Raw genomic sequence first — 24,235 nt, 5'->3', positions numbered from 1 at the left:
ATTATAAGCCCGCGTGTCGATAATAGAATCGGCCACCGTGCCGATGGCGGCCGATGAGGGACAAAGGCCGGCTTTTTTGCCATAATACCGCCTCATTTCACGCCGACCGAGATACCATGACCGACGCTGTTCACACCCTCAAGGGCCGTTTTCGTGGCTTTTACCCCGTCGTCATCGATGTTGAAACCGCCGGGTTCAATGCCAGAACCGACGCCTTGCTGGAAATCGCCGCCTATACCCTCAAGATGGACGAGCAGGGCTGGCTCGTGCCCGACCAGATCTTCCATTTTCATGTCGAGCCGTTTGAAGGGGCCAATCTGGAAAAAGCGGCGCTGGAGTTCACCGGCATCGACCCCTTCAATCCGCTGCGCGGCGCCGTCAGCGAGAAAGAGGCGCTGACCGAGATCTTCAAGGGCATCCGCAAGGGGATGAAGGAGCAGGATTGCGGCCGCGCCATCATAGTGGCCCACAACGCCACCTTCGATCACGGCTTCGTCATGGCCGCCGCCGAGCGGGCCGGCCTCAAGCGCAATCCGTTCCATCCGTTTGCCACCTTCGACACCGCCGCCCTCTCCGGCCTGGCGCTGGGCCAGACGGTGCTGGCCAAGGCGTGCCAGAGCGCGCGCATTCCGTTTGACAATAAAGAGGCGCACTCCGCCCTCTACGACACCGAGCGCACCACCGAGCTGTTCTGTCATATCGTCAACCGCTGGAAGAGCCTGGGTGGCTGGCCCCCGGCCCACCCGGACGAGGTGGCCAACGACGCCAGCGAGTAACGACGCCCCCTTCCCAAGAGGCTGCCACGGCAGCCTCTTTTCTTGCGCCATTTGGCAAGCCATCTGGTTTGACCAGAATGTCGAAAAAAGGCCCATCCAGCACCGTTTTTTACCTCTCAAGACTCATCACCTGGGTTGAACCGCCGGGAATGCTGTAGATAGGCCATTCACCTGATTTTTTACTCGACATTTGTCACATTTTTCGCAAACTAACTGCCTTTCACACGACAGACAGCAACACAAACTATAAGGAAAGCAAATGAATCCTGTTGTTATCGCGGTGGCGCTGATGCTGGTGCTCAGCCTGCTGCGGATCAATGTGGTGGTCTCTCTCGCCATCGGCGCCATCGTCGGCGGCCTGATCGGCGGTCTCTCCCTCGAGCAGACCCTCAGCACCTTCAGCGGTGGCCTGGGTGGCGGCGCCGAGATCGCCCTCTCCTACGCCATGCTGGGGGCCTTCGCAGTCGCCATCTCCCGCTCCGGCATCACGGATCTGCTGGCGCGCAAAGTGATCAGCCAACTCGGCAAGGATGCCAGCAGCTCGCGCATCCTCTGGGTCAAGGCCCTGCTGCTCAGCTCGGTGCTGGGGGTCTCCATCTCTTCCCAGAACCTGATCCCGGTCCATATCGCCTTCATTCCCATCCTGATCCCGCCGCTGTTGCACGTCATGGCCCAGATGCAGATCGACCGCCGTCAGGTGGCCTGCGTCATCACCTTTGGCCTGACCGCGACCTATATGCTGCTGCCGGTGGGCTTTGGCGGCATCTTCCTCAACAACATCCTGGCCAAGAACCTGATCGACAACGGCGTGCCGGTCGAGCACAGCCAGCTGCCGCTGGCCATGGCCATCCCGGTGCTGGGCATGTTCGTCGGCCTGCTGATCGCCGTCTTCTTCAGCTACCGCAAGCCACGCCAGTATGATCTGGAGAAGATCCTGGCCGCCGAGCCGGAGACGGTCGATCTCAACCTCAACCACATCTGGGTCGCCCTGCTGGCCATCGCCGTGGCGCTGGGACTGCAGCTGATGACCAACAGCATCGTGCTGGGGGCACTGGCCGGCTTCGTCATCTTCACCTGTGGCGGCGTCATCAAGTTCCGCGAGAGCCAGGATGCCTTCACCCAGGGGGTGCGCATGATGTCCCTTATCGGCTTCATCATGATCTCCGCCGCCGGCTTCGCCGCCGTGATGAAAGAGACCCATGGGGTGGAGAGCCTGGTACAGGCCGTCTCCGGCATGATGGCAGGCCACAAGGGGCTGGCCGCCTTCCTGATGCTGCTGGTGGGCCTGCTCATCACCATGGGGATCGGCTCCTCCTTCTCCACCGTGCCCATCATCGCCACCATCTATGTACCGCTGTGCCTGCACCTCGGCTTCTCCCCCCTGGCGACCATCTCTCTGGTCGGCACCGCCGGTGCACTGGGGGATGCGGGCTCTCCCGCCTCCGACTCGACCCTGGGCCCCACCTCGGGCCTCAACGCCGACGGCCAGCACGACCATATCTGGGACAGCGTGGTGCCCACCTTCATCCACTACAACATCCCACTCATCATCTTCGGCTGGATTGCCGCCATGGTGCTCTAAGCCCCCCAAGATGCATAAACATAAAAGGCGACCCCAGGGTCGCCTTTTTGCTGCCTTCATCGCGATGGCATAGACCGGGACAAACCAGCCCGGGCGACCCTCTCAACCTGCTCTTGCTGCTGCATCCTTCCCTTTTATGCAGACGTGACTCGCAGCCCCCCGCTACCCTGCGTTTACCCGTCTCTTCCCTGCCCCATCCCCACACTACCAGGACGATGTCAGGCAACTCACCTGCGATATCCACGGTGTGCCATAAACTTACCCGTCCACATCCCCCCATGCAGCGCGGCGGCATCGCCTGGGTGAACGACGGGCAACAAAAAGGCCGCTCGATGAGCGGCCTTTTTAGCTAGCAGTCAGGGTTTAGCTGTCGCGGCGCTTGCCACCGAATTTGCGACCCTTGTCGAAACCGCCTTCACGGCGATCCTTGTTGAAGGGACGGTCACCCTGCGGACGGCGATCCTTGTTGAAAGGACGGTCGCCACGGAACGGACGATCACCACGGGGCGGACGGGGAGCAGTGTTGCTGCCAGCCGGCACTTCGGTGTAGCGGCTGATCTGCAGCGGACGCTGGCAGACACGGGCCTTCTTGATCACTTCCAGCACTTCGGCGCTCATGCCCTTGGGCAGATCGACGGTGGAGAAGTCATCGGCGATGTCGATGTTGCCGATGAAGCGGCTCTCGATGTTCGCTTCGTTGGCGATGGCACCCACGATCTGGCCAGGCTTGACACCGTGATGGGCACCCACGTCGACGCGGTAGCGCTCCATCTCCACGTCCGGGTTGTCCTTGAGCGGACGAGGCTCCAGGGACGGCATGCGACGAGCCGGGCGATCGCCACGGTCGGCGAAATCACGGCCACCACGGTCGTTGAAGTCACGACGCTCGAAACCACCGCGATCGTTGCCGGCGTTGAACACCGGATCCGGAATGGAGTCATCCAGCAGCAGCGGTTGGTCGCCCTGTACCAGCTTGGCCAGCGCGGCAGCCAGCTCCAGCGGATCGGCAGAGTCTTCTTCGATCAGCTCGTTCACCAGGTTCACGTAGATCTCGAGCTCTTCGCCCATCATGGTTTCGCGGATGCGCTCCTTGAACTTGGCCAGACGGTGCTGGTTGATGTCCTCGGTGCTCGGCATCTTCATCGGCTCGATGGCCTGACGGGTTGCGTGCTCGATAGCGCGCAGCATGCGACGCTCGCGCGGTGCCACGAACAGGATGGCTTCACCCTTGCGACCGGCACGGCCGGTACGGCCGATACGGTGAACGTAGGATTCGGTGTCGTAGGGGATGTCGTAGTTCACCACGTGGGTGATGCGCTCAACGTCCAGACCACGGGCGACCACGTCGGTGGCGATCAGGATGTCCAGCTGGCCTTGGCGCAGCTTGTCAACGGTACGCTCACGCAGCTTCTGCGGGATGTCACCGTGCAGCGCTTCACAGGCGTGACCACGAGCGGCCAGCTTGCCGGCCAGTTCTTCGGCGGCGTTCTTGGTACGCACGAACACCAGCAGGGCTTCGTAGGGCTCGACTTCCAGCAGACGGGTCATGGCGTCCAGCTTGTGCAGACCGGTCACCTGCCAGTAACGCTGGCGGATAGTGGTAGCGGTCGCAGTCTTGGAGGCGATCTTGATCTCTTTGGGCTGCTTCAGGTGCTTCTGGGCCACACGACGGATCTGCTCCGGCATGGTGGCGGAGAACAGGGCAACCTGACGACCGGCCGGGCACTGTTCCATGATCCAGTCCACGTCGTCGATGAAGCCCATGCGCAGCATCTCGTCCGCTTCGTCCAGCACCAGAGCTTTCAGGCCGGAGAGGTCCAGGTTCTTGCGACGGATCAGGTCCATCACGCGACCCGGGGTACCCACGACAACCTGAGCACCGCGGCGCAGGGCGCGGGTCTGGGTTTCGTAGGAGGCGCCGCCGTAGATGGGCAGCACGTGGAAATCAGGCATGTGGTGGGCATAGCGTTGGCACGCTTCAGCCACCTGCAGAGCCAGTTCACGAGTCGGTGCCAGCACCAGGATCTGGGTGTTGCGGTTACCAGCTTCCAGACGAGACAACAGAGGCAAGGCAAAAGCAGCGGTCTTCCCTGTACCGGTTTGCGCCTGCCCCAGCAGATCGTGGCCCGCCATCAGGTGGGGAATTGCTGCGGCCTGGATGGGGGACGGGCGCTCATAGCCCACGTCCTGCAGCGCTTTCAGTACAGGCGCGGCCAGTCCAAGCTCACTAAAAAGGGGCAGTTGTTCGGTATCAGACATAGATTCTTCCAGATTAAGGCAGGCGGCTAACACCGCGGAATAGCAAAAAGGCGGCGATTATAGCGCCACTTTGTTCTGCTGTCTTGAAAAATGTGATAAGCCTCTCAAGACGTTGGCAATTATAGAGGGATCTTGCGACTATGGCTTGCTTATTTTTCACTCATGGTGCGTTATTGCAGATCACGCTTCGCCAGAGTCCTTGTCCCGCTTGTGTTTGAGCACCGCCATGGTCAACCGGCTGGTGCACAATAAACGACCACGTTCATCGCGAATTTCTATCTGCCACACCTGAGTCGTCGCCCCCAGATGCAGTGGCGTGCAACGCCCCGTCACCACCCCTTCCCGCTTGGTTCTCAGGTGGTTGGCATTGACCTCCAGCCCCACGCAATAACTATCAGGCCCGACCGCCATGTTGGCCGCGAGCGATCCCAGCGTCTCCGCCAGCACCACGGAGGCGCCGCCGTGCAGCATGCCGAGCGGCTGATGGGTGCGGTGATCCACCGGCATGGTGGCCTCCAGCCAGTCGGGACCAAAGGCGGTATAGACGATGTCGAGGTGGGCCATCAGGGTGTTGCGAGAGCTGGCGTTGAGCCCTTCAAGGCTCATGGGCTTGCGCCAGATAGGGCTGCTTTCTTGACTCATGGTGCGCGGACTCCTTGCGTGATCAACGGGTTATCGCTGTGCCGTAGCGGCAAACCAGCAGTGTCGGCGAAAAAGGAGCAAAAAAAAAGATGCCCACGCTGGGGCATCTTGCATCGAGGTTGACTCTCACCAGGGATAGGTCACCCCTGGCCACTCGGCCCAGGGCTGGTCGCGCCCCGGCAGGCGCGGCGCGGGCCACTGCCATACCTTGCCGAGCCAGGCGCGCAGTTCGGCCTCCAGTTCGGCATCGGTGAGCGGCGCCTCGGCCACCTTCCAGAAGAAGAGCTCCACCACCACCTCCGGCAACACCGAGGGGTAGAGGTAAACCCCGCCCCAGAACTCGGGCTCCCGCGCCGGGCTCCAGAGGCCATAGGCAAAGGAGCGTTTGGCCAGAAATTCGGAGTGCTGCCACTCCAGATCGGCCTCGTGCTGGCTCAGGCTGAAATTGGCGGAGGGCCACACATCGTCCGGGCGAAACAGCTGATGAAGCTGCTCGCGCTCGCGCAGCATGGCGACGAACTCCACCACCGCCTGGGTCGGATTGACCGGCAGCAGCAGGAAGTGTGGGTGCCGATAGGCTTGCGGCACCCGAAACCGCTTGGGCAGGGTCAGCATCAGAGCAGTTCCAGCAGGGCCTGCAGCGGATGCTTGAGTTTCTCCCCCTCCATCCGCTTGACCTGGCTGCGGCACGAATATCCGGTGGCCAGACAACGGGCTTGCGGCAGGCGAGCCAGGGGCTCGGCCCAGCTCAGGCCATAGATGCCCTTGGAGTTCTCCACCTGTTTGGCATCGTGACCATAGGTACCGGCCATACCGCAGCAGCCCACCGACACCGGTTGCAGGGTGGCACCGAAGCGGCGGAACAGGGAACTCCAGTCACCGTGAGTCGACGGCTTGGCGGTCTTCTCGGTGCAGTGGGCGAACAGATACCAGGGCTCGGCGCCGGCGTGCGCTTCTCGCACCGGCAACACTTCTGCCGGCAAGGAGAGCAGCCACTCCTGGGGCAGCAGCACCTGGAAGTCACCGCGGGCGGGACCGAGCGCCTTCACGTATTCGTCCCGATAGCAGAGCACCAGGGAGGGATCGACCCCCACCATGGGGATGCCGAGCGCCGCCACCTTGTTGAGGAACTGGGCGCTGCTGGCGGCGGTACGGGCAAAGGCGCGCAGGAAGCCCTTCACGTGTTGGGGCTTGCCGTTGGGCTTGAACGGCAGCAGATAGGGCTGCAGGCCGAGCTTGCTGGCGAGCTTCACCAGGTCACGCACCACGGGGGCGTCGTAGTAGCTGGTGAAGGGATCCTGCACGATGAGCACCACTTTTTGACGCTGCTCGGGGCTCATGGCCTCCAGGCCCGGCAGATCGAAATAGCGGGCGCGATGGTCACGCAGCTCCTCGGCCAGGGTCGGCACGCTCAATAGCGGCACGTCCACCATGCCGATGCTCTTCTCGGTCGCCTTCTGGGCCCACTCCTTCTCGAGGAAGAAGTTGACCAGTTTCGGCGCCTTGGCCAGCAAGGGGGCATAGCTTTCCACCGTGCCGACGAAGTAATCCTTGGGTCCACGCAGATAGCGGCTGTGATAGAGCTGCATGAAGCGAGCGCGGAAGGTGGGCACATCCACCTTGATGGGGCACTGGCTAGTGCAGGCTTTACACGCCAGGCACCCCTCCATCGCCTCCATCACCTCGTGGGAGAAGTCATACTCGCCGCGGGCGCGGGCCACCGTGTTGCGAAACTTGTCGACAATCTGCTTGAAGCGCAGACCACCGCTTTGCAGCGCCACCTCCTCACTCAGCGGATCGAAGCCCTGCTCTGCCAGCTGGCGCAGCCATTCGCGCATCAGGCCGGCTCGCCCCTTGGGAGAGTGACGGCGATCGCGGCTGATCTTGACCGAGGGGCACATGGGGGAGTCGGTCTCGAAGGTGAAGCACAGACCGTTGCCGTTGCAATCGAGGGCCCGGGTATAGCTGGTGCGCACCGCCAGCGGGATCTGGCGGTCGAACTTGCCGCGCTTGGGCCCGTCCACCGACACCAGCTCGGCGCCGCTGCCATAAGGCATGCAGATCTTGCCCGGGTTGATACGGTTGGCCGGGTCGAACGCCCCCTTGACCCGTTGCAGCTCCTCCCACAGCTCGCCGAAGAAGGCGGGGCTGTATTCGGAGCGAAAACCCTTGCCGTGCTCGCCCCACATCAGGCCACCATATTTGGCGGTGAGCGCCACCACCTGATCGGAGATGCGCCGCAGCAGCACCTCCTGCTCGGGATCGCACAAGTCCAGCGCCGGGCGCACGTGCAGCACCCCGGCATCGACGTGGCCGAACATGCCATAGTCAAGGCCGTGGGCATCCAGCAAGGCACGAAACTCCATGATGAAGTCCGCCAGGGATTCCGGCGGCACGGCGGTGTCTTCGGTGAAGGCCACCGGCTTCTTGCGCCCTTCGGCGTTGCCAAGCAGCCCCACCGACTTCTTGCGCATGGCGTAGATGGTCTCGATGCTGGCCAGGTGGTTGCACACCTGATAGCCGATGATCCCCGCCTCCCCCTTGGCCAGCAGGGCGTCGATGCGCCGGCACAGCTCGGCCACCTTGGCCTTGTGCTCATCCTCGTCGGTATCGGCAAACTCGACGATGTTGAGCCCCTGCAGATCCTTGCCCGGCACCTCCTGAATGAACTCTTTGACCGAATGCCAGATGATGTCGGCGCGAGCCAGCCCCAGCACCCGGGAGTCCACCGTCTCTACCGACAGCGCCTGGGCCTCGACCATAAAGGGGGCATTGCGCAGGGCCGACGGGAAGCTGTCGTACTTGACGTTGACCAGGGTGCGGTAGCGCGGGATGGGAGTGATGTTGAGCCTGGCTTCGGTGATAAAGCCCAAGGAGCCTTCCGAGCCGCACAGCACCCGGCTGACGTCCAGGGTATCGGTATCGGGCTGATAGAGATGCTTGAGATCGTAACCGGTCAGAAAGCGGTTGAGCCTGGGGAAGGTGGCCTCGATGTCGGCGCGGCGCTCGCGGCCGATGCGATAGAGGGTGCGATAGATCTCCCCTTCACGGTTATCCAGCGCCAGCTTGTCCGCCAGACGCTGACCGGTCACCGGCTCGGTGGCCATGAGATCGCCGTTTTCCAGCACGGCCTTGAGGCCGAGCACATGATCCGAGGTCTTGCCGTACACCAGCGACCCCTGTCCCGAGGCGTCGGTGTTGACCATGCCGCCCAAGGTGGCGCGGTTGGAAGTGGAGAGATCCGGCGAGAAGAAGTAGCCGTGGGGCTTCAAATAGGCGTTGAGCTGATCTTTAACCACCCCGGCCTGGGCCCGCACCCACCCCTCTTCCAGATTAATTTCCATGATCTGGTTCATATGGCGCGAGAGATCGACGATAATGCCGCCGCCCAAGGATTGACCATTGGTGCCGGTACCGCCGCCGCGAGGGAAGAAACTCAAGGTCGCGTACTCGGGCCCCTGAGCCAGCTTGAGCATCACCGCAATATCGTCCGCACTGCGCGGATAGAGAACCGCCTGAGGTACTACCTGATAGACGCTGTTATCCGTCGCCATCGCCAACCGGCTTGCATAAGACTTTTCGATATCACCACGAAATGCTGATCGCGCCAGCAACTCAAGAAACTGCAGGGTTGTAGGTGACAAACTGTCCTGGTAATCGAGTCTCGGGATCATGAATCCTTGTTCCCTTCCTTTGCTTGATGCCGGAACTCCGGCGACAACGACCGTTCGGGCCAGCCTCTTCGCGGGCCCCCGAACCAGTCCGCTCACATGTGAGCGGGCAGTATATCAGCTAGAAAACCGCTTGCGCGCGCAATCTTCACCATTTGAAAGGAGGACTTTTATGGCTCATTACAGCCATGTTATCAGTACGCTTATTCGCACCGAAAAACAGGCGCTGACCCTGTCGCTGTTTGGTTGCATCACCTTTGCCATTTTCGGGATCGGCTATGGCCTGTTCGTCGGTTCCAACGCCATCATGCTGGACGGCATCTTCACCCTGTTCAGCATGGGCATGACGGGGCTGGGGCTCATCACCGCCTACCTGGTTACCCGCCCTTCCGATGCCCGCTTTCAATACGGCTACGCCCACTTCGAGCCCATCGCCAACGTCATCAACGGCACCATCATTCTGCTGCTCTGCCTGGCGGCACTCTACAACGGCCTAACCACCCTGCTGGCGGGCGGACGGGAGATCGATCTCGGCCACGCCCTCATCTATGCCGTCGTCTCCACCTTCTTCTGCGGCATCATCTACCGGGTCGAGGCCGACGTGGCCGAGCGGGTCAACTCCGAGCTGGTGCGGGTGGACTCCAAGGAGTGGCTGGTCGACACCCTGCTCAGCACCACCCTGCTCATCGGCTTCGTGGTCGCCATCGGCCTCGATGCCATCGGCTACGGCCACTACAACCGCTACATAGACCCGGTGCTGGTCTCGCTGCTGGCCCTGTGCGCCACCCTCATTCCCATCAAGGTGCTCGGTCGCAACCTGCGAGAAGTGCTGAAGATCGCCCCCAAGGGGGATGTCTCCCGGCTGGTGGCCAGCGAAGTCGAGGCCCTGCGCCTGCGCCATGGCATCGAGTGCTACAGCCATCTGGCGAAAAGCGGTCGCCGCTTCGATCTCGAACTCAACATTCTGGTAGCACCCGGCCAGGAGTGGCCCGTCGAGCGCCAGGATGCCCTGCGCCAGGAGCTCTGGTCTCGCCTCGGCGATACCCTGGGGGATGCCTGGCTCTCGGTCTGCTTCACCCGCGAGAAACGCTGGCTGTAAGCCGCACGGCGGGGCTTGCCTGGCAAGCTCCGCCCGCTCCTGTCGCCCCGCTGGGCGAGCGCGCCTTTCCCGGAGCTTCCCGCCCCCTCTTGCCAAATACGGGATTCCCGTTATCATCAGGGCTCACTTTTAACCCGAGGTTTTATTGCCCATCATGGACAATCCCCGAAGTTGCCCTTCGTTTCTTCCCGTCAAAGCCTATCTTTATCTGCTTAATCAGCGCCTCTGAATAACGCCATTGCCTTGCTGTCACTGCGGCCATCGTACGCCGTGCTCACTCTCTGCTCTGTCTGTTTTTATTGAGGTCACTACATGGAATTGCTGCTGGATCCCCACATCTGGATCGGTCTGTTTACTCTGATCGTCCTGGAAATCGTGCTGGGGATCGACAACCTGGTCTTCATCGCCATCCTGGTGAAAAAGCTGCCCCCCGCCCAGCGAGACAAGGCCCGCGTCATCGGTCTGTCACTGGCCTTGCTGATGCGCCTGGGGCTCTTGAGCGTGATGTCCTGGCTGGTCACCCTGACCACCCCCATTTTGCACCTGTGGGATCACCCCTTCTCCGGTCGGGACCTGATCCTGATGGGGGGCGGCCTGTTCCTGCTGTTCAAGGCCACCTCCGAGCTGCATGAGCGGCTGGAAGCCAAGCCGCCCGAAGACGGGCCGGTCGGCGTCTACGCCAGCTTCGGCGTGGTGATCACCCAGATCCTGGTGCTGGATGCCATCTTCTCGCTGGACTCCATCATCACCGCCGTCGGCATGGTGGAACACCTGGGCGTCATGATGGCGGCAGTGACCATCGCCATGGTGGTGATGGTGCTCGCCTCCAAGCCGCTGACCCGCTTCGTCAACGCCCACCCCACCGTCGTGGTGCTCTGTCTGAGCTTCCTGCTGATGATCGGTTTTAGCCTGGTGGCGGAAGGGTTCGGCTTCCATATTCCGAAGGGTTACCTCTACGCGGCCATCGGCTTCTCGGTGCTGATCGAATTCTTCAATCAGCTCTCCCAGCGCAGTGCCGAACGCCACGAAGCCAAGCAGCCCCTGCGCGAGCGCACCACCGCCGCCATCTTCAAGCTGATGGGCAGCAAGGCGTATCAGGACCGGCCGGACGACGATCTGGACGCCCCCGCCGCCGAGCCGGTGAGCTTTGGCGAGGAGGAGCGCTACATGGTGACCGGGGTGCTGTCGCTGGCCGAACGCTCCATCCGCACCATCATGACCCCGCGCTCCGAGATGGCCTGGATCGACGTCAACGACTCCAATGACGAGATCCGCGCCCTGCTGCAGCAGGAGCCCCACAGCCTGTTCCCGGTCTGTGACGGCGATCTGGACGAGGTGATCGGGGTGGTCAAGGCGCGCGACCTGCTGTTTGCCCTCAACGAAGGGCAATCCTTGAGCGAGCTGGCCAAACAGAACGACCCCATCATAGTGCCGCAGACCATCAACGTGATTAAGCTGCTGGCGGAGCTGCGCCAGGCCAAGGGCAGCCTCATCCTGGTGGCCGACGAGTTCGGCGTGATCCAGGGGCTGGTGACCACCCACGACCTGCTGGAGGCCATCGTCGGCGAACTGCCCGATGAAGATGAAACGCCGGACATCGTCCGCGATGGAGAAGGCTGGCTCATCAACGGCAGCACCAACATCCACCACGTGGAGCAGGTGCTGGAACACGAAGGGCTGGTGAGCGAGAGCGACGAGTACGTGACCCTGGCCGGCATGCTGCTCTCCCACTTCGGCACCCTGCCCGCCCCGGGCCAGCAGCTGCAACTGCAGCAGCTCGGCTTCGAAGTGGTCGAGGTGAGCGAGCGGCGCATCGAGCGGGTGCGCGTCATGCCGCTGGAGGCCTGACGCCATTGCTTGAACCATGCTGAAAAAGGGGGCCTTGCGGGCCCCCTTTTTTATTCAGGCGCCTCCCCCCTGCCCCTCTCTCTTTTCACCATTGCTGCCATCAGCGCAATTCTTTTGTGCAATTACCCCTCTTTTTCGCAAGGGATGCCGGCACTAGAGTGAGCCCATCATCACCATGAGGAATTCACCATGCACCACGATCACCTGTTCTGCCCCCTGCGCCTCGGCCAGTTGCACCTCAACAATCGCATCGTCATGCCCCCCATGACCCGCTCCCGCGCCAGCCAGCCCGGTGACGTGGCCAATGCCATGATGGCCACCTATTACGCCCAGCGCGCCGGGGCCGGTCTCATCATCAGTGAAGGCACCCAGATTGACCCCATGGGCAAGGGCTACGCCTGGACGCCGGGGATCCACAGCGCCGAACAAGTGGCCGGCTGGAAGCAGGTGACCGACGCCGTGCACGCCAAGGGCGGCACCATGTTCGCCCAGCTCTGGCACGTGGGCCGGGTCACTCACCCTGACAACCTCGGCGGTGCCCAGCCCATCTCCTCCTCCGCCATTCAGGCAAAAGGGGTGCGGGTATTCGTCGACAACGGCAGCGATGCCCCCGGGTTCGTCGAAACCGTCACCCCGCGCGCCATGACCCAGGCCGATATCGACGCGGTAGTGGAGCAGTTCCGTCAGGCGGCTCGCAACGCCATGCTGGCCGGCTTTGACGGCATCGAGCTGCACGCCGCCAACGGCTACCTCATCAACCAGTTCCTCGACTCCGAGTCCAATACCCGCACCGACGGCTACGGCGGTTCCTTGGAGAACCGGCTGCGTTTCCTCAAAGAGGTGACCGAGGCAGTCTGCAGCGAGATCGGGGCCGACCGGGTCGGGGTGCGCCTCGCGCCGCTCACCACCCTCAACGGCACCGTGGATGCCAACCCGCAGGAGACCTACCTGGCCGCCGCCCGCCTGCTGGGCCGGCTCGACGTGGTCTACCTGCACATCGCCGAGGCGGACTGGGACGATGCCCCGCTGATGGCGGAAGGCTTCAAGCAGGGGCTGCGCGACGCCTTCCCCAACACCCTCATCTATGCCGGCAAGTACGACGGCGAACGTGCCCGGGCGGCGCTCGAGGCGGGCTGGGCCGACATGATAGGCTTCGGCCGCCCCTTCGTGGCCAACCCCGACCTGCCCGAGCGGCTGCGTCACGGCTATCCACTGGCCCCTCACGATCCGGCCACCCTGTTCGGTGGCGGCGAAAAAGGCTTGATTGACTACCCGACCTATCAGGCGGCCCCCCAGCCCCACACGGCCTGAGTCAAACCCGCCTAGTCATAACGAGACGCGCCCACCATCACTGGTGGGCGCGTTTTTTTGCCTGTCATGCTTGCCGGCGCCGCAGGCTAATGGAGGCTGACCCCGTAGCAGGCGGCGTAGCTTCTGATCTCCCGGGTCAGCCGCGCCTTGTCGGCCAGGCTAAGCCAGCTCGCCTCCACCGCGTTCAGTGACAAGCGGCAGAGCTGGTTCATGCTGGCCCCCAGCTCATGGGCCAGGGCGTGGAAGTTGGCATTCATGTAGCCGCCGAAATAGGCGGGATCGTCGGAGTTGATGGTGACGCACAGCCCCTGCTCCAGCAGCGCCAGCACGTTGTGGTGGGCCATCTTGTCAAACACCTTGAGGCGGGTGTTGGAGAGGGGGCAGACGGTGAGCGGCAGCCGGGTATCGGCCAGATAGCGCAGCAGATCGGGATCGTCGACGCAGCGCACCCCGTGATCGATGCGTCGCACCTCAAGCTCCCGGATGGCCTGCCAGATATACTGCGCCGGCCCCTCTTCGCCGGCGTGGGCCACCACCGGCAACCCCAGCTCGCGGCAGCGGGCAAAGACCCGGGCAAACTTGCTGGGCGGGTTGCCCTTCTCCCCCGAGTCGAGGCCGATGCCGTGAATGCGCGACAGGAAGGGAGTGGCCTCTGCCAACGTGGCAAAGGCATCCTCCTCGCTCAGGTGGCGCAGGAAGCTCATGATGAGCCGCCAGCTGATGCCAAACTCCCGCTCTCCGCGCTGCAGCGCCCGCTCGATGCCGCCCAGCACGGTGGCAAAGGGCACGCCGCGGGCGGTGTGGGTCTGGGGGTCGAAGAAGATCTCCACGTGCACCACCTTGTCGGCGGCGCAGCGTTCCAGATAGGCCCAGGTGAGGTCGAAGAAATCCTGCTCGGTGATGAGCACGCTGGCCCCCAGGTAGTAGAGATCGAGGAAAGATTGCAGACAATCGAACTCATAGGCGGCGCGCACGCTGGCCACGTCGGGCCAGGGCAGGGCCACGCCGTTACGCTGGCCCAGGGCAAACATCAGTTCCGGCTCGAGCGAGCCTTCGATATGGAGGTGCAACTCCAGCTTGGGCAGACCGGCAATAAAGTTATCCATGATGATGGCTCCATCGGTTCACAGACAGCGGGACCAGCCAGTGGCGGAGCGGATCCCTCCCCTCTGTCGTTCATTGTGCACCTATCTCTGTTTATGGGGGAGACTTGTCATCAAACAGACTTATAATGGCGTCACAAAAACAACATAACTATTTGAAGATCTTGAGAGTTGGCGCAACTTTCCGCCGCCTCTTGCGCCTACACAAGGAGTCCCCATGAAGAAAAACGTCATCTGCGACATCGACGGCGTCATCCTGCACAACAACGATCTGGTGCCCGGTGCCGACCGCTTCGTCCACCGCCTGCTGGAGCAGGGCAGCAAGCTGCTGTTTCTGACCAACTACCCGGCCCAGACCCAGAAAGATCTGCAAAACCGCTTCCGCTCCGCCGGGATCGAGGTGCCGGAGGAGTGCTTCTACACCTCCGCCATGGGCACCGCCGACTTTCTCAAGCGCCAGGACGGCAAGAAGGCCTATGTGATCGGCGAAGGGGCGCTGACCCACGAGCTCTACAAGGCCGGCTTCACCATCACCGACATCGACCCCGACTTCGTGGTGGTGGGCGAGACCCGCAACTACAACTGGACCATGATGCAGCTGGGGGCCAAGTTCGTCGATCAGGGGGCCCGCTTCATCGCCACCAACCCCGATACCCACGGCCCCATGATGCACCCGGCCTGCGGCGCCCTGTGCGCCCCCATCGAGCGGATGACCGGCAAGAAGCCGTTCTACGTCGGCAAGCCGAGCGCCTGGATCATCCGCGCGGCGCTCAACCGGATGGAGGCCCACTCCGACGACACCATCATCATCGGCGACAACCTGCGCACCGACATTCTGGCGGGCTTCCAGGCTGGCCTCGAGACAGTGCTGGTGCTCTCCGGGGTGAGCAAGGTGGCCGACATCGACCGCATGCCGTTTCGGCCGAACCACATCTTCGACTCAGTGGTGGATATCGACATCGTCTGATCCCTGCCGGCTGACGGGCCGGCCTGGCGCACGGCCCAGGTCGGCCTCGTTACCCCTGAAGGACGCGCAATGGAACCTGTCATGATCGCCGTGGCCTTTGGCTGCGGCATGCTGGTCAACCTCATCGGCCTGCCGCCCCTGCTGGGCTTTCTGGCGGCCGGTTTTCTGCTCAACGGCATGGGCTATCAGAACACCCCGGCCCTGAACGAAATTGCCGATCTGGGCGTCACCCTGCTGCTGTTCACCATCGGCCTCAAGCTCAACGTCAAGATCCTGATGCGGCGCGACGTCTGGGGCACCACCAGTTTGCACCTGCTGCTCTCCACCCTGCTGTTCACCGTGGTGCTGCTGGTGTGCAAGGGGCTCGGGCTGGCGCTGGCCATGTCGCTGGACTGGCGGCTGGCGCTGCTGCTGGGTTTTGCCCTCTCCTTCTCCAGTACCGTGTTTGCGGTCAAGGTGCTGGAGGAGCGCAGCGACATGAACGCCCTCTATGCCCGCCTCGCCGTCGGCGTGCTGGTGATGCAGGATCTGTTCGCGGTGGCCTTCCTGGCGGCCTCCAGCGGCCAGTGGCCCAGCATCTGGGCGCTCTGGATCCTGGGCCTGCCCCTGCTGCGCCCCTTGCTGCTGAAACTGCTGGAGCGGGCCGGTCACGGCGAGTTGCAGGTGCTGTTCGGGATCTTCCTGGCGCTGGTGGTGGGGGCCGCCGGCTTCGAGGTAGTGGGGCTCAAGCCCGATCTCGGGGCGCTGGTCATCGGCATGCTGATCGCCTCCCACCCCGCCTCTGCGGGGCTGGCCAAGTCGCTGTTCAACCTCAAAGATCTGTTTCTCATCTGCTTTTTTCTTACCATCGGCCTCAACGGCCTGCCGACCCACGACACCATGCTGCTGGCGCTGGCGTTGGTGCTGGCCCTGCCGCTCAAAAGTGCGCTCTACTATCTGGTCTACAGCGGCGCCCACCTGCGGGTGCGCACCGCCCTGCTCTCCACCCTGGCGCTCACCAACTTCTCGGAGTTCGGTCTCATCGTCGCGGCCATCGCCGCCAAGGCGGGCTGGATCTCCCACGAGTGGCTGGTCGCGCTCTCCCTGGCGCTGGCAGCCAGCTTCATGATCTCGGCCCCCCTCAACGGCCAGAGCGAGCGCATTTACCATCGGCTCGGCAACTGGCTGCGCGGCATGCAGGCCACCACCCTGCACCCGGAGGACAGGCCCATCGAGCTCGGCGATGCCGAGGTGATCATCCTCGGCATGGGGCGGATCGGTCAAGGCGCCTACTTCGAGCTGGAGAACAAGTACGGCACCGTGATCCTCGGGGTGGAGAACGACAGCGAGAAGCTGCCCACCCTGCGCGCCCAGGGCATGAACGTTATCGAGGGGGATGCCACCGATACCGACTTCTGGGACAAGGTGCTGCTCTCCAACCAGGTCAACCTGGTGCTGCTGGCCATGCCTCACCACTCGGGCAACCTCTACGCCATCGAGAAACTGCGCAGCCACGGCTTTGCCGGCAAGATTGCCGCCATCGTCCGCTTCGAGGACGACATCGCCTCCCTGAAAGAGCAAGGGGTGGATGCGGTGTTCAACGTCTACGACGAAGCGGGCAGCGGCTTCGCCCGCCACGTCATCAAACGGCTGCAGCCACGCTGACGGGGGGCTGCGGTCCCCTTGGCAAGGGAGGCGCTATCGTTTACGTTATGCGCAACCTCGTTTAATAAAACGAACAATCAAGGGGCCTGGATGGCCCCGTTTTTTTACCCTTGTGTGGGATCTCATTCCAAATGAAATGACGTCTCATATAGGTGCAATGACGTCTCATTGAGACTGCAACTGCACTTTACTTGTAAGCCGTAAATAAGGGGGCATATTGCCCACCTTTCTTATCAACCAGCACTTATTCGTCTGCAGTGAGTAGTTCAGCTTTTATCCATGTGTCCAAAGCATTTACTCGAATAAATTTAGTTGGGATTGAGTAAGGTGGGTGAATCATCCAGTAATACACATCACGGCTCACGTAGAGCTCTACATCTCTTGATATTGGTTGCTTTGATTGAGGCCAGCCGAGTAGGTCAAGCAACTTAGTGCGATGTTTCTCTAGAAATTTCCTACGCCGCTGGATTTTACTGAACTGTCCTGCTTTGTCATTCTCAGCTTTGCCAAATATCCGATCTCTTAGGCGACGACCATCCTTGAGTGTATATGTTGGTTGATTGTATTTACACTCTATCGTCACAATTATATTTTTATCTGGCCAGTATGCAAAAACATCAAAGTCGCCTACATCCTCGAATTTTTCACCCTTAAAGCGCCTAAAGAAATCAATGCCACGTATGACGAATGGGGTATGGCGAAGAAATATTTCTTCAGTTCGAAGTTCGAGTCTTTTCTCAATACTCTCTTTGATCTTGCGGATAACTGGTTCAACATTTGGCCAATTAAAATCAGCAGGGAGGTAGCCATCTCGTACAGCCGACATCCACAAATTCATTGCCCGGCTAGCTGTTTCAGCTCCCCAACGTAAATTTATTCCATGGCATATTAGAGGTCTAATAGTATATCTATGAATTCGCTTATTACGTTCCCAATATGGTATATCACCCTCATCAACTTCTCGGCCGGAAAGCCTGCGTACACCGATTTCAGATAGTGTGAGAAAGGAAACAATTCTTTCCGCTTCTGTAAGCTCAATACCTTCTATATTGCTAGCTATACTTTTGGCAATATCAGCTGGCGTCGCTGTGTAAGATAATGAAAGTTTATCACTGAAACCATGTCGCTGAGCTTGCGATAAAAAGGCTAGTGATGTTAGCATATTATATAAATCAAATCCTAAATCTGTTTTGAAAGCATTTTTTAGCGTTTCTGAAGACAGTAAATAATCCGATTCTCCTTCTACAGCATCCTCATCATTATCATCCACACCTAACCTTGACTTAGCATATTCCCGTGCAAATAATGCGTTCTTCTCATCGAAATCTCCGGAGTAAAAAACCTCGGGAACATAGGTTTCATCTATCTCAACGCCGCCAACATCAATACCATTGTGCAGAATATCGCTTGCACCGGCCAGTACCATGTACCAATCAACTAAACCAATTAACTGACGTAAGATATTATCTGTGATTTCATCTGCACCATTCGTTTTTGAGTTAACGGTCTTTTCTAGTAGATATCGATAGTGACGAGCTGTAGTGCCGAACTCTTTACGGGCATCTTCAACCGCATCTAACCGATCATATTCGACAGAATGAGCAAGGCTTTGACGAGCTCGTTGGATTTTCATTCTTTCCGCGATTAACAGAGCATCATGTTGTTCTATCAAGACTTTAATAAGTTGATTTCTGTCGAGTGACCCGAGACGATTTTCTATATGAAGCCGGAGACGAGTAGCCGCAGGATCAATCCTGGCCTTGGCTTCTGATAATTCATAGCGTCCAGGGATTAACCCAAGAGCCATAATTTCTGTAGCTAATTGTTTACGAGCCAGCTTGTTATCGGTAGGTGAAGGAATAATTGGATCTACATGCTCAGGGACATCAACATTGCGAGCCATGACTCTTAAATGAAATCGAGCAGGTTTGGATTCTAAGTGAGACAACCGGTTAGGTAAATCTCTAGGTAGATCAAGGCCACAAGTGGCATGGCATATTGTTAGCGTCTCTAGTAAACAACGAACTTCAAATGACCCATTTTTAGCTGAATTTAACCCAGAGAGCAATGCCTGGGCATTAACTCTCAAATGAAATGCATTTTTTTCTAGTTTTTTTACCGCAGTTACTATATGCGGAAATCCATCTAATGGAAGTGGCTCACTTTCCATATCAATCGTGCTTGATGGATCTAAGCTGCATATAAAGAGAACATGTGACTTTAATAAAAGAGGTATGTCTAAAAATAAATCTCTACAACGATAACTACAATCTGCAATAATTTGAATGAAGAGATCAATAAGACGAGCATCTTCAACAGATAAATTTTTGGAAAGCGTCATCAAAGATTGAAATGTACAAGAACCAATGGATGTTGAATATGCAATGGTTTTAGAATGTCTGGATAAAAGTCTTATTACACCTTCTGTCGAAGGCTCCAATCTCCAGCCAGAAGAGTTATCTGGAAATATTTTAGGGGCTTTTGACCAGAAGTCTGATAGTGTTTTGAAGCGCCAAGATGTTCCCCAGTGTGGATCTAGTCCAATAATTGTAGGAGATATAGCTCCATCAATAAGCACACCATGTGTATCTTTGAATGATGCGAATAGATCTGCAGCTCCACGAGAAAAGGGTGTGATAGAGCGTCCTTGTGCATCAACAAACTTCCAGTAACGATTTAATTCTTCGAGATCATCTAGGCTATCAAAAATGGTGATGAAATCTGCTAATGGCAACAACCGAGTAGGTTTAGATGGTGTTAGAATTGAGCCAAATGCAGTTCCTGCTTGGGTAACAACAAATATGATGTGAATTTCATCTGCTCTTGGTCCAGCCTCACCGCCTGATCGTCTTAGTGTTGGGCCATTGAAAAGGCGAAAATTTATTGGTGCACCAAGCTTCATATTTGCGTATGCGCTGTCTGCAACATCTGATAAACGATCAATCGATTCGTGATCGCATGCACAGATAAGGTATATCCCTGACTCGGCAGAGATTATGCAACTTATCGGAAGATCTGTGTAATCGGTATTACCAACTAATAGAGTTAAAGGACCCATTATTGTGTATTCAAACCGCTCTGCAATATACTGAGCAAGCTTTTTATGTGTGTGGGTAGTTACTCCGGTAATATTCTTCTTTGCCCAATGATCAATTATTAGCCCAGGGGCGCTACGGATTGACATTGGGAGCCAGTAACCCTCACATTCGACAGCAAGGAAGGGAAGCGCTTCTCCTTGCATAACTTGATCTGTAAATGAATCCCATGTCGGTGAGTTTTTAAGAATACCAAAGTGGGCATCTAACTCATTTCCCGCTTTAGCTCGCCATTCCGCAATGTCTTCACCAATTTGTTGAGCTGTGGCACTGAAGGCTAACCAGAAGTCTTGGGGGGGTGTCTCGACATGAGCACACTGAGCTTCAGCTATAGTGGTTAGGCCAATGGTTGGCATTGATTTTATGAGCTGAGCTTGCTGAGCTACAGCGAGATCCATGTGAGCTTGAGCTTTAGAGGATTGAGCATAAGTGATACGAAATGCTTCCACAAAATCGGGGGTACGTTCAATGCAACTTCCATAAAACATTGGAACGAATTCTTGGGAAAGAAAAGTTTTGGTTTGACCCCAGTCAGCCTCAGGGTGGAAATCCTCAAGCATTGGGAATTCTGGCCATACAGCATAGAGTTCCTCTGTAAAGGACTTGAATGCTTTGTAATTTTCTATCGGGATTCCTTCTTGAGGATCTTTTTTTATCTCTAGCAGAACACGCCAAGCAAAAATATGCTTTATAGGGCTGCCTGTATTAGCCGGCCAATTTTCTGAAGTGCTCAATGCGATAGCGACATCAAGAAGCTTATATTTAAGAAATAGCTCCCGTGTGTCTTCAAGGCACTGATTGAACGAGCGTCCATTATCCATTTCACCAGCTATCATTCCATAGAGTTTGGGAATATCACGCAGAAATAAATTATTTTCATCAACAAGACGTGATAGTCTGCGCTCCTTCTTTTCCCTAGATTTTTTCCCCACTTAATTTATTCCTTCTATATGGTCGTTAATGCCATCTTGCCAAAAAGCGCATGTACTGGGCTTTTAACGTCTGGGAATGGCATGACTTCTGTATTCGTTGGAGATTGTGTCACACCTATTGAAACATATTTTCATGTGTTAGTTCATCTAACAGAGAGGTTTAAAACCAATAGGAATATCAATCAAAGCATGCAATATTGATTGTCGATTTGCATAACATTGATTTCATTGGTTTTACTTGAAAAATAGAGAATTTCTTGTTTTGTGAGGTTTTTTTAAGTTCATCCCAACGTCTACGAGATTTCTCGTGTACACCAGTCCTCTGTAAGTGACTGTTTTTGCTTAGATAAGTGATCTCAATAGTTGTGAGATCCGACACCTTGCCAAGGAGGCACCATGAAGACCCTCAACGACTGGATCCTGCTCGACCGCCACGAGGCGGCCCCCACCCCGCTGATGCCCGCCCCCGAGCTCCTGCGCGCCGGCAATCCGCGCCAGACGGTATGGAACCACTACTCCGACCCGAGCCAGCAGTTTCACGTCGGCTTCTGGGCTTGCGAGCCCGGCCGCTGGGCCATCCACTACACCGAGCACGAATACTGCCAGCTGCTGGAGGGCGAGGCGGTGATCCACGACGGCCAGGGCGGCAGGCTGCCCCTCAAGCCCGGCGATCAGTTCGTCATCCCGGCCGGCTTTGTCGGGGAGTGGGAGACTCTCACCCCCTGCCGCAAGCTCTACGTGATCTTCGAGCCCGCCGCGGCTTGACGTCTGCGTCAACCTGGGCCCCTGCAACCCTCTTTTTTCAGGCCGACCGGGTTGACGTATACGGCATGATTTTCTGCGGTTTTCCCGCTTGCAAAAGGTTTTTGCACTAGGCATTGTGATTGGCGAGGAATGTAAATGGAATTTCGAGCCCGAACGTGGGGGGCTCATATAAAAATCAAGAGGATTACCGCCAATGTGTTCTATTTTCGGCATTCTGGACATCAAATCCGATGCGGCCGCGCTGCGCAAATCGGCGCTGGAGATGTCCAAGCGATTGCGCCACCGCGGTCCTGACTGGTCCGGCGTCTACAGCTCCGACAAAGCCATTCTGGTGCACGAGCGCCTGGCCATCGTCGATCCGGGCAACGGCGCCCAGCCGCTCTACAACCCCGAGCGCACCCACGTGCTGGCCGTCAACGGCGAGATCTACAACCACAAGGAGCTGGAGAAGAACCTCAAGGTCGACTTCCAGTTCCAGACCCACTCCGACTGTGAGGTGCTGCTGGCCCTCTACAAGGAGAAGGGCCCGGCGTTTCTGGATGATCTGAACGGCATCTTCGCCTTCATCCTCTATGACGCCGAGCAGGATGCCTACCTGATTGGTCGCGACCACATGGGGATCATCCCCCTCTATACCGGCCGCGACGAGCACGGCAACTTCTACGTCGCCTCCGAGATGAAAGCGCTGGTACCGGTCTGCAAGAGCGTCGAAACCTTCCCACCGGGACACTACCTGTGGAGCAAGGATGGTGAGCTTAAAACTTGGTACAAACGCGACTGGATGGAGTACGGCGCGGTCGAGCACAACGTCAGCGACAAGGCCGAGCTCAAAGCCGCGCTGGAAGCGGCGGTCAAGCGCCAGCTGATGTGCGACGTGCCCTACGGCGTGCTGCTCTCCGGCGGGCTGGATTCGTCCGTCATCTCCGCCATCACCAAGCTCTATGCCGCCCGTCGGGTTGAAGACGATGGCAAGAGCGAAGCCTGGTGGCCCCAGCTGCACTCCTTCGCCGTCGGCCTGGAAGGCTCGCCGGATCTCGCCGCCGCCCGCAAGGTGGCCGATCACCTCGGCACCATCCACCACCAGATCCACTTCACCGTGCAGGAGGGACTGGATGCCCTGCGGGACGTCATCTATCACCTCGAGACCTATGACGTCACCACCATCCGCGCCTCCACGCCCATGTACCTGATGGCCCGCTACATCAAGGCAATGGGGATCAAGATGGTGCTCTCCGGCGAAGGCTCCGACGAGCTGTTCGGCGGCTACCTCTACTTCCACAAGGCACCCAACGCTCGCGAGTTCCACGAAGAGAACGTGCGCAAGCTCGCCTCTTTGCACCTCTATGACTGCCTGCGCGCCAACAAGTCGATGGCCGCCTGGGGGGTGGAGGGTCGTGTGCCCTTCCTCGACAAGGAGTTCATGGACGTGGCTATGCGCCTGCAGCCTGCCGACAAGATGTGCGGCAAGGGCAAGATCGAGAAGCACATCCTGCGCGAAGCGTTCGAGGATCTGCTGCCCCACGAAGTGGCGTGGCGCCAGAAGGAGCAGTTCTCCGACGGCGTGGGCTATTCGTGGATCGACAGCCTCAAAGCCATGGTCGAGGAAGAGGTGACGGATCAGATGTTCGAGGCGGCGGCCTTCCGCTTCCCCATCAACACCCCGCTCACCAAGGAGGCCTACTTCTACCGCGCCATCTTTGACGAGCACTTCCCGCTGGAGTCCGCCGCCCGCACCGTGCCCTACGGCAAGTCGGTCGCCTGCTCCACCCCGACCGCGCTGGAGTGGGATGCCAAGTTCAAGGAGATGGCCGACCCCTCCGGCCGCGCCGTGATGGACGTCCACCAGCAGGGTTACTGATCTGCCGGCGACCTTCCTTGCCTGAATACCAAGCCCCTCCTGCGAGGGGCTTGGTTTTTTCCCGCCGACCCATTCCCGCTTTTTGCATAACAAGGGCCCATCTCGCCCTTGGCGGCCAGGCTCGCTCGTGTCACATTGTTGCGGCTTGGAAGCAACCACAACAACACAAGGAGCACGTGATGAACCGACTGCTATTGCCGCTGGTGCTTGGCACCGCCCTGTTTCATGGCGAGGCGTACAGCGCCGGCCACCTCTGGAGCCAGACCCTGCCCGATTACAGCCAGGGCTATGACGAGCAGCGGGACCCGGCACGCGATCTCGCCGCCGCCACCGCCAAGGCCAGTGCCGAGGGCAAGAAAGTCCTGCTGCTGGTGGGCGGCGAGTGGTGCAGTTGGTGCCAGGAGATGAACCACTTTCTGGACCAAAAACCCGATCTTGCCGGCCAGCTCAACCGCACCTTCGTGGTAGTCAAGGTAAACGTCAGCAAGCAGAACAAGAACGAATCCTTCCTCAACGGTTATCCCGAGTATCTGGGGGTGCCCCACTTCTACGTGCTGGATGCCAAGGGCAAGCTGCTGGAATCCTTCAACACCGGGCTGCTGGAGAAGGGTGACAGCTACGACGGGGAGAAATTCGGCAAGTTCATTGCCTTCTTCCAGCCCAAGACCACCCACGGCTGACTC

16 protein-coding genes are annotated in these 24,235 nt (G+C 58.8%); 10 read left to right on the top strand and 6 right to left on the bottom strand.

The window, feature by feature from the left end:
- The first annotated feature begins 116 nt into the window (after positions 1–116).
- Both rnt and PG900_RS00245 read left to right on the top strand, forming a co-directional pair.
- The gene (rnt, locus tag PG900_RS00250) at positions 117–776 is read left to right on the top strand and encodes a ribonuclease T (RefSeq protein WP_162901887.1); all 660 of its coding nucleotides are present in this window, start codon (positions 117–119) and stop codon (positions 774–776) included.
- A gap of 259 nt (positions 777–1,035) precedes the next feature.
- A complete protein-coding gene (locus PG900_RS00245; protein ID WP_024944876.1) occupies positions 1,036–2,358 on the top strand; it encodes a Na+/H+ antiporter family protein in 1,323 nt (440 codons plus the stop codon).
- A gap of 363 nt (positions 2,359–2,721) precedes the next feature.
- Here the strand turns inward: PG900_RS00245 and PG900_RS00240 are convergent, their stop codons facing one another.
- The 4 genes from PG900_RS00240 to ydiJ form a co-directional block, all read right to left on the bottom strand.
- Positions 2,722–4,617, bottom strand: coding sequence for a DEAD/DEAH box helicase (locus PG900_RS00240; protein ID WP_016351112.1), 1,896 nt, complete (start codon positions 4,615–4,617; stop codon positions 2,722–2,724).
- 180 nt (positions 4,618–4,797) lie between these two features.
- Positions 4,798–5,259 carry a hotdog fold thioesterase gene (locus PG900_RS00235; protein WP_118880949.1) on the bottom strand — a complete coding sequence of 154 codons (462 nt, stop codon included), beginning with the start codon at positions 5,257–5,259 and terminating at the stop codon, positions 4,798–4,800.
- Positions 5,260–5,385: 126 nt separating this feature from the next.
- Entirely contained in the window at positions 5,386–5,874 is a 489-nt protein-coding gene (locus PG900_RS00230) for a hypothetical protein (protein WP_203133522.1), read from the bottom strand.
- Entirely contained in the window at positions 5,874–8,933 is a 3,060-nt protein-coding gene (gene ydiJ, locus PG900_RS00225; protein ID WP_270830657.1) for a D-2-hydroxyglutarate dehydrogenase YdiJ, read from the bottom strand. The genes PG900_RS00230 and ydiJ overlap by 1 nt, the downstream gene beginning before the upstream one ends.
- Before the next feature lie 169 nt (positions 8,934–9,102).
- Here ydiJ and PG900_RS00220 point away from each other — a divergent pair, with 169 nt between their 5' ends.
- The 3 genes from PG900_RS00220 to PG900_RS00210 all read left to right on the top strand — a co-directional run bounded on the left by PG900_RS00220 (position 9,103) and on the right by PG900_RS00210 (position 13,188).
- Positions 9,103–10,029: a cation diffusion facilitator family transporter gene (locus PG900_RS00220; protein WP_011706465.1), complete on the top strand. Its 927-nt coding sequence runs from the start codon at positions 9,103–9,105 to the stop codon at positions 10,027–10,029.
- Positions 10,030–10,341: 312 nt separating this feature from the next.
- On the top strand, positions 10,342–11,877 hold the full coding sequence (locus PG900_RS00215; protein WP_270830656.1) for a TerC family protein: 1,536 nt from the start codon (positions 10,342–10,344) through the stop codon (positions 11,875–11,877).
- A 189-nt stretch (positions 11,878–12,066) separates the two neighbouring features.
- The gene (locus PG900_RS00210) at positions 12,067–13,188 is read left to right on the top strand and encodes an alkene reductase (RefSeq protein WP_016351117.1); all 1,122 of its coding nucleotides are present in this window, start codon (positions 12,067–12,069) and stop codon (positions 13,186–13,188) included.
- Between the two features lie 86 nt (positions 13,189–13,274).
- Here the strand turns inward: PG900_RS00210 and PG900_RS00205 are convergent, their stop codons facing one another.
- Positions 13,275–14,294 carry an adenosine deaminase gene (locus PG900_RS00205; RefSeq protein ID WP_270830655.1) on the bottom strand — a complete coding sequence of 340 codons (1,020 nt, stop codon included), beginning with the start codon at positions 14,292–14,294 and terminating at the stop codon, positions 13,275–13,277.
- Positions 14,295–14,508: 214 nt separating this feature from the next.
- Here PG900_RS00205 and PG900_RS00200 point away from each other — a divergent pair, with 214 nt between their 5' ends.
- Complete coding sequence (locus PG900_RS00200) at positions 14,509–15,258, top strand: HAD-IIA family hydrolase (protein ID WP_011706469.1); 750 nt, start codon at positions 14,509–14,511, stop codon at positions 15,256–15,258.
- Positions 15,259–15,327: 69 nt separating this feature from the next.
- The gene (locus tag PG900_RS00195; RefSeq protein WP_270830654.1) at positions 15,328–16,902 is read left to right on the top strand and encodes a cation:proton antiporter family protein; all 1,575 of its coding nucleotides are present in this window, start codon (positions 15,328–15,330) and stop codon (positions 16,900–16,902) included.
- A 244-nt stretch (positions 16,903–17,146) separates the two neighbouring features.
- On the opposite strand, the gene PG900_RS00190 is transcribed toward PG900_RS00195, so the two are convergent.
- Entirely contained in the window at positions 17,147–20,929 is a 3,783-nt protein-coding gene (locus PG900_RS00190) for a hypothetical protein (RefSeq protein ID WP_270830653.1), read from the bottom strand.
- Between the two features lie 396 nt (positions 20,930–21,325).
- Here PG900_RS00190 and PG900_RS00185 point away from each other — a divergent pair, with 396 nt between their 5' ends.
- From PG900_RS00185 to PG900_RS00175, 3 genes are all read left to right on the top strand, one after another.
- On the top strand, positions 21,326–21,694 hold the full coding sequence (locus PG900_RS00185) for a cupin domain-containing protein (protein ID WP_270830652.1): 369 nt from the start codon (positions 21,326–21,328) through the stop codon (positions 21,692–21,694).
- 193 nt (positions 21,695–21,887) lie between these two features.
- Positions 21,888–23,552 carry an asparagine synthase B gene (asnB, locus tag PG900_RS00180; RefSeq protein ID WP_270830651.1) on the top strand — a complete coding sequence of 555 codons (1,665 nt, stop codon included), beginning with the start codon at positions 21,888–21,890 and terminating at the stop codon, positions 23,550–23,552.
- A gap of 179 nt (positions 23,553–23,731) precedes the next feature.
- Complete coding sequence (locus tag PG900_RS00175; protein ID WP_166463911.1) at positions 23,732–24,232, top strand: thioredoxin family protein; 501 nt, start codon at positions 23,732–23,734, stop codon at positions 24,230–24,232.
- Positions 24,233–24,235 lie beyond the last annotated feature (3 nt).

Origin of the sequence: Aeromonas sp. QDB03 (assembly GCF_027707985.1) — a bacterium.
In the GTDB taxonomy this organism is placed as follows: Bacteria; Pseudomonadota; Gammaproteobacteria; order Enterobacterales; family Aeromonadaceae; genus Aeromonas; species Aeromonas hydrophila.
The sequence above is the reverse complement of the archived record's forward strand: the minus strand, read 5'-3'. Positions and strand labels throughout refer to the sequence as shown.

What these genes read in the sequence shown, in the direction of transcription:
- rnt (WP_162901887.1), top strand. Translation starts at nt 117, where the DNA reads ATGACCGACGCTGTTCACACCCTCAAGGGCCGTTTTCGTGGCTTTTAC.
- PG900_RS00245 (WP_024944876.1), top strand. Translation starts at nt 1,036, where the DNA reads ATGAATCCTGTTGTTATCGCGGTGGCGCTGATGCTGGTGCTCAGCCTG.
- PG900_RS00240 (WP_016351112.1), bottom strand. Translation starts at nt 4,617, where the DNA reads ATGTCTGATACCGAACAACTGCCCCTTTTTAGTGAGCTTGGACTGGCC.
- PG900_RS00235 (WP_118880949.1), bottom strand. Translation starts at nt 5,259, where the DNA reads ATGAGTCAAGAAAGCAGCCCTATCTGGCGCAAGCCCATGAGCCTTGAA.
- PG900_RS00230 (WP_203133522.1), bottom strand. Translation starts at nt 5,874, where the DNA reads ATGCTGACCCTGCCCAAGCGGTTTCGGGTGCCGCAAGCCTATCGGCAC.
- ydiJ (WP_270830657.1), bottom strand. Translation starts at nt 8,933, where the DNA reads ATGATCCCGAGACTCGATTACCAGGACAGTTTGTCACCTACAACCCTG.
- PG900_RS00220 (WP_011706465.1), top strand. Translation starts at nt 9,103, where the DNA reads ATGGCTCATTACAGCCATGTTATCAGTACGCTTATTCGCACCGAAAAA.
- PG900_RS00215 (WP_270830656.1), top strand. Translation starts at nt 10,342, where the DNA reads ATGGAATTGCTGCTGGATCCCCACATCTGGATCGGTCTGTTTACTCTG.
- PG900_RS00210 (WP_016351117.1), top strand. Translation starts at nt 12,067, where the DNA reads ATGCACCACGATCACCTGTTCTGCCCCCTGCGCCTCGGCCAGTTGCAC.
- PG900_RS00205 (WP_270830655.1), bottom strand. Translation starts at nt 14,294, where the DNA reads ATGGATAACTTTATTGCCGGTCTGCCCAAGCTGGAGTTGCACCTCCAT.
- PG900_RS00200 (WP_011706469.1), top strand. Translation starts at nt 14,509, where the DNA reads ATGAAGAAAAACGTCATCTGCGACATCGACGGCGTCATCCTGCACAAC.
- PG900_RS00195 (WP_270830654.1), top strand. Translation starts at nt 15,328, where the DNA reads ATGGAACCTGTCATGATCGCCGTGGCCTTTGGCTGCGGCATGCTGGTC.
- PG900_RS00185 (WP_270830652.1), top strand. Translation starts at nt 21,326, where the DNA reads ATGAAGACCCTCAACGACTGGATCCTGCTCGACCGCCACGAGGCGGCC.
- asnB (WP_270830651.1), top strand. Translation starts at nt 21,888, where the DNA reads ATGTGTTCTATTTTCGGCATTCTGGACATCAAATCCGATGCGGCCGCG.
- PG900_RS00175 (WP_166463911.1), top strand. Translation starts at nt 23,732, where the DNA reads ATGAACCGACTGCTATTGCCGCTGGTGCTTGGCACCGCCCTGTTTCAT.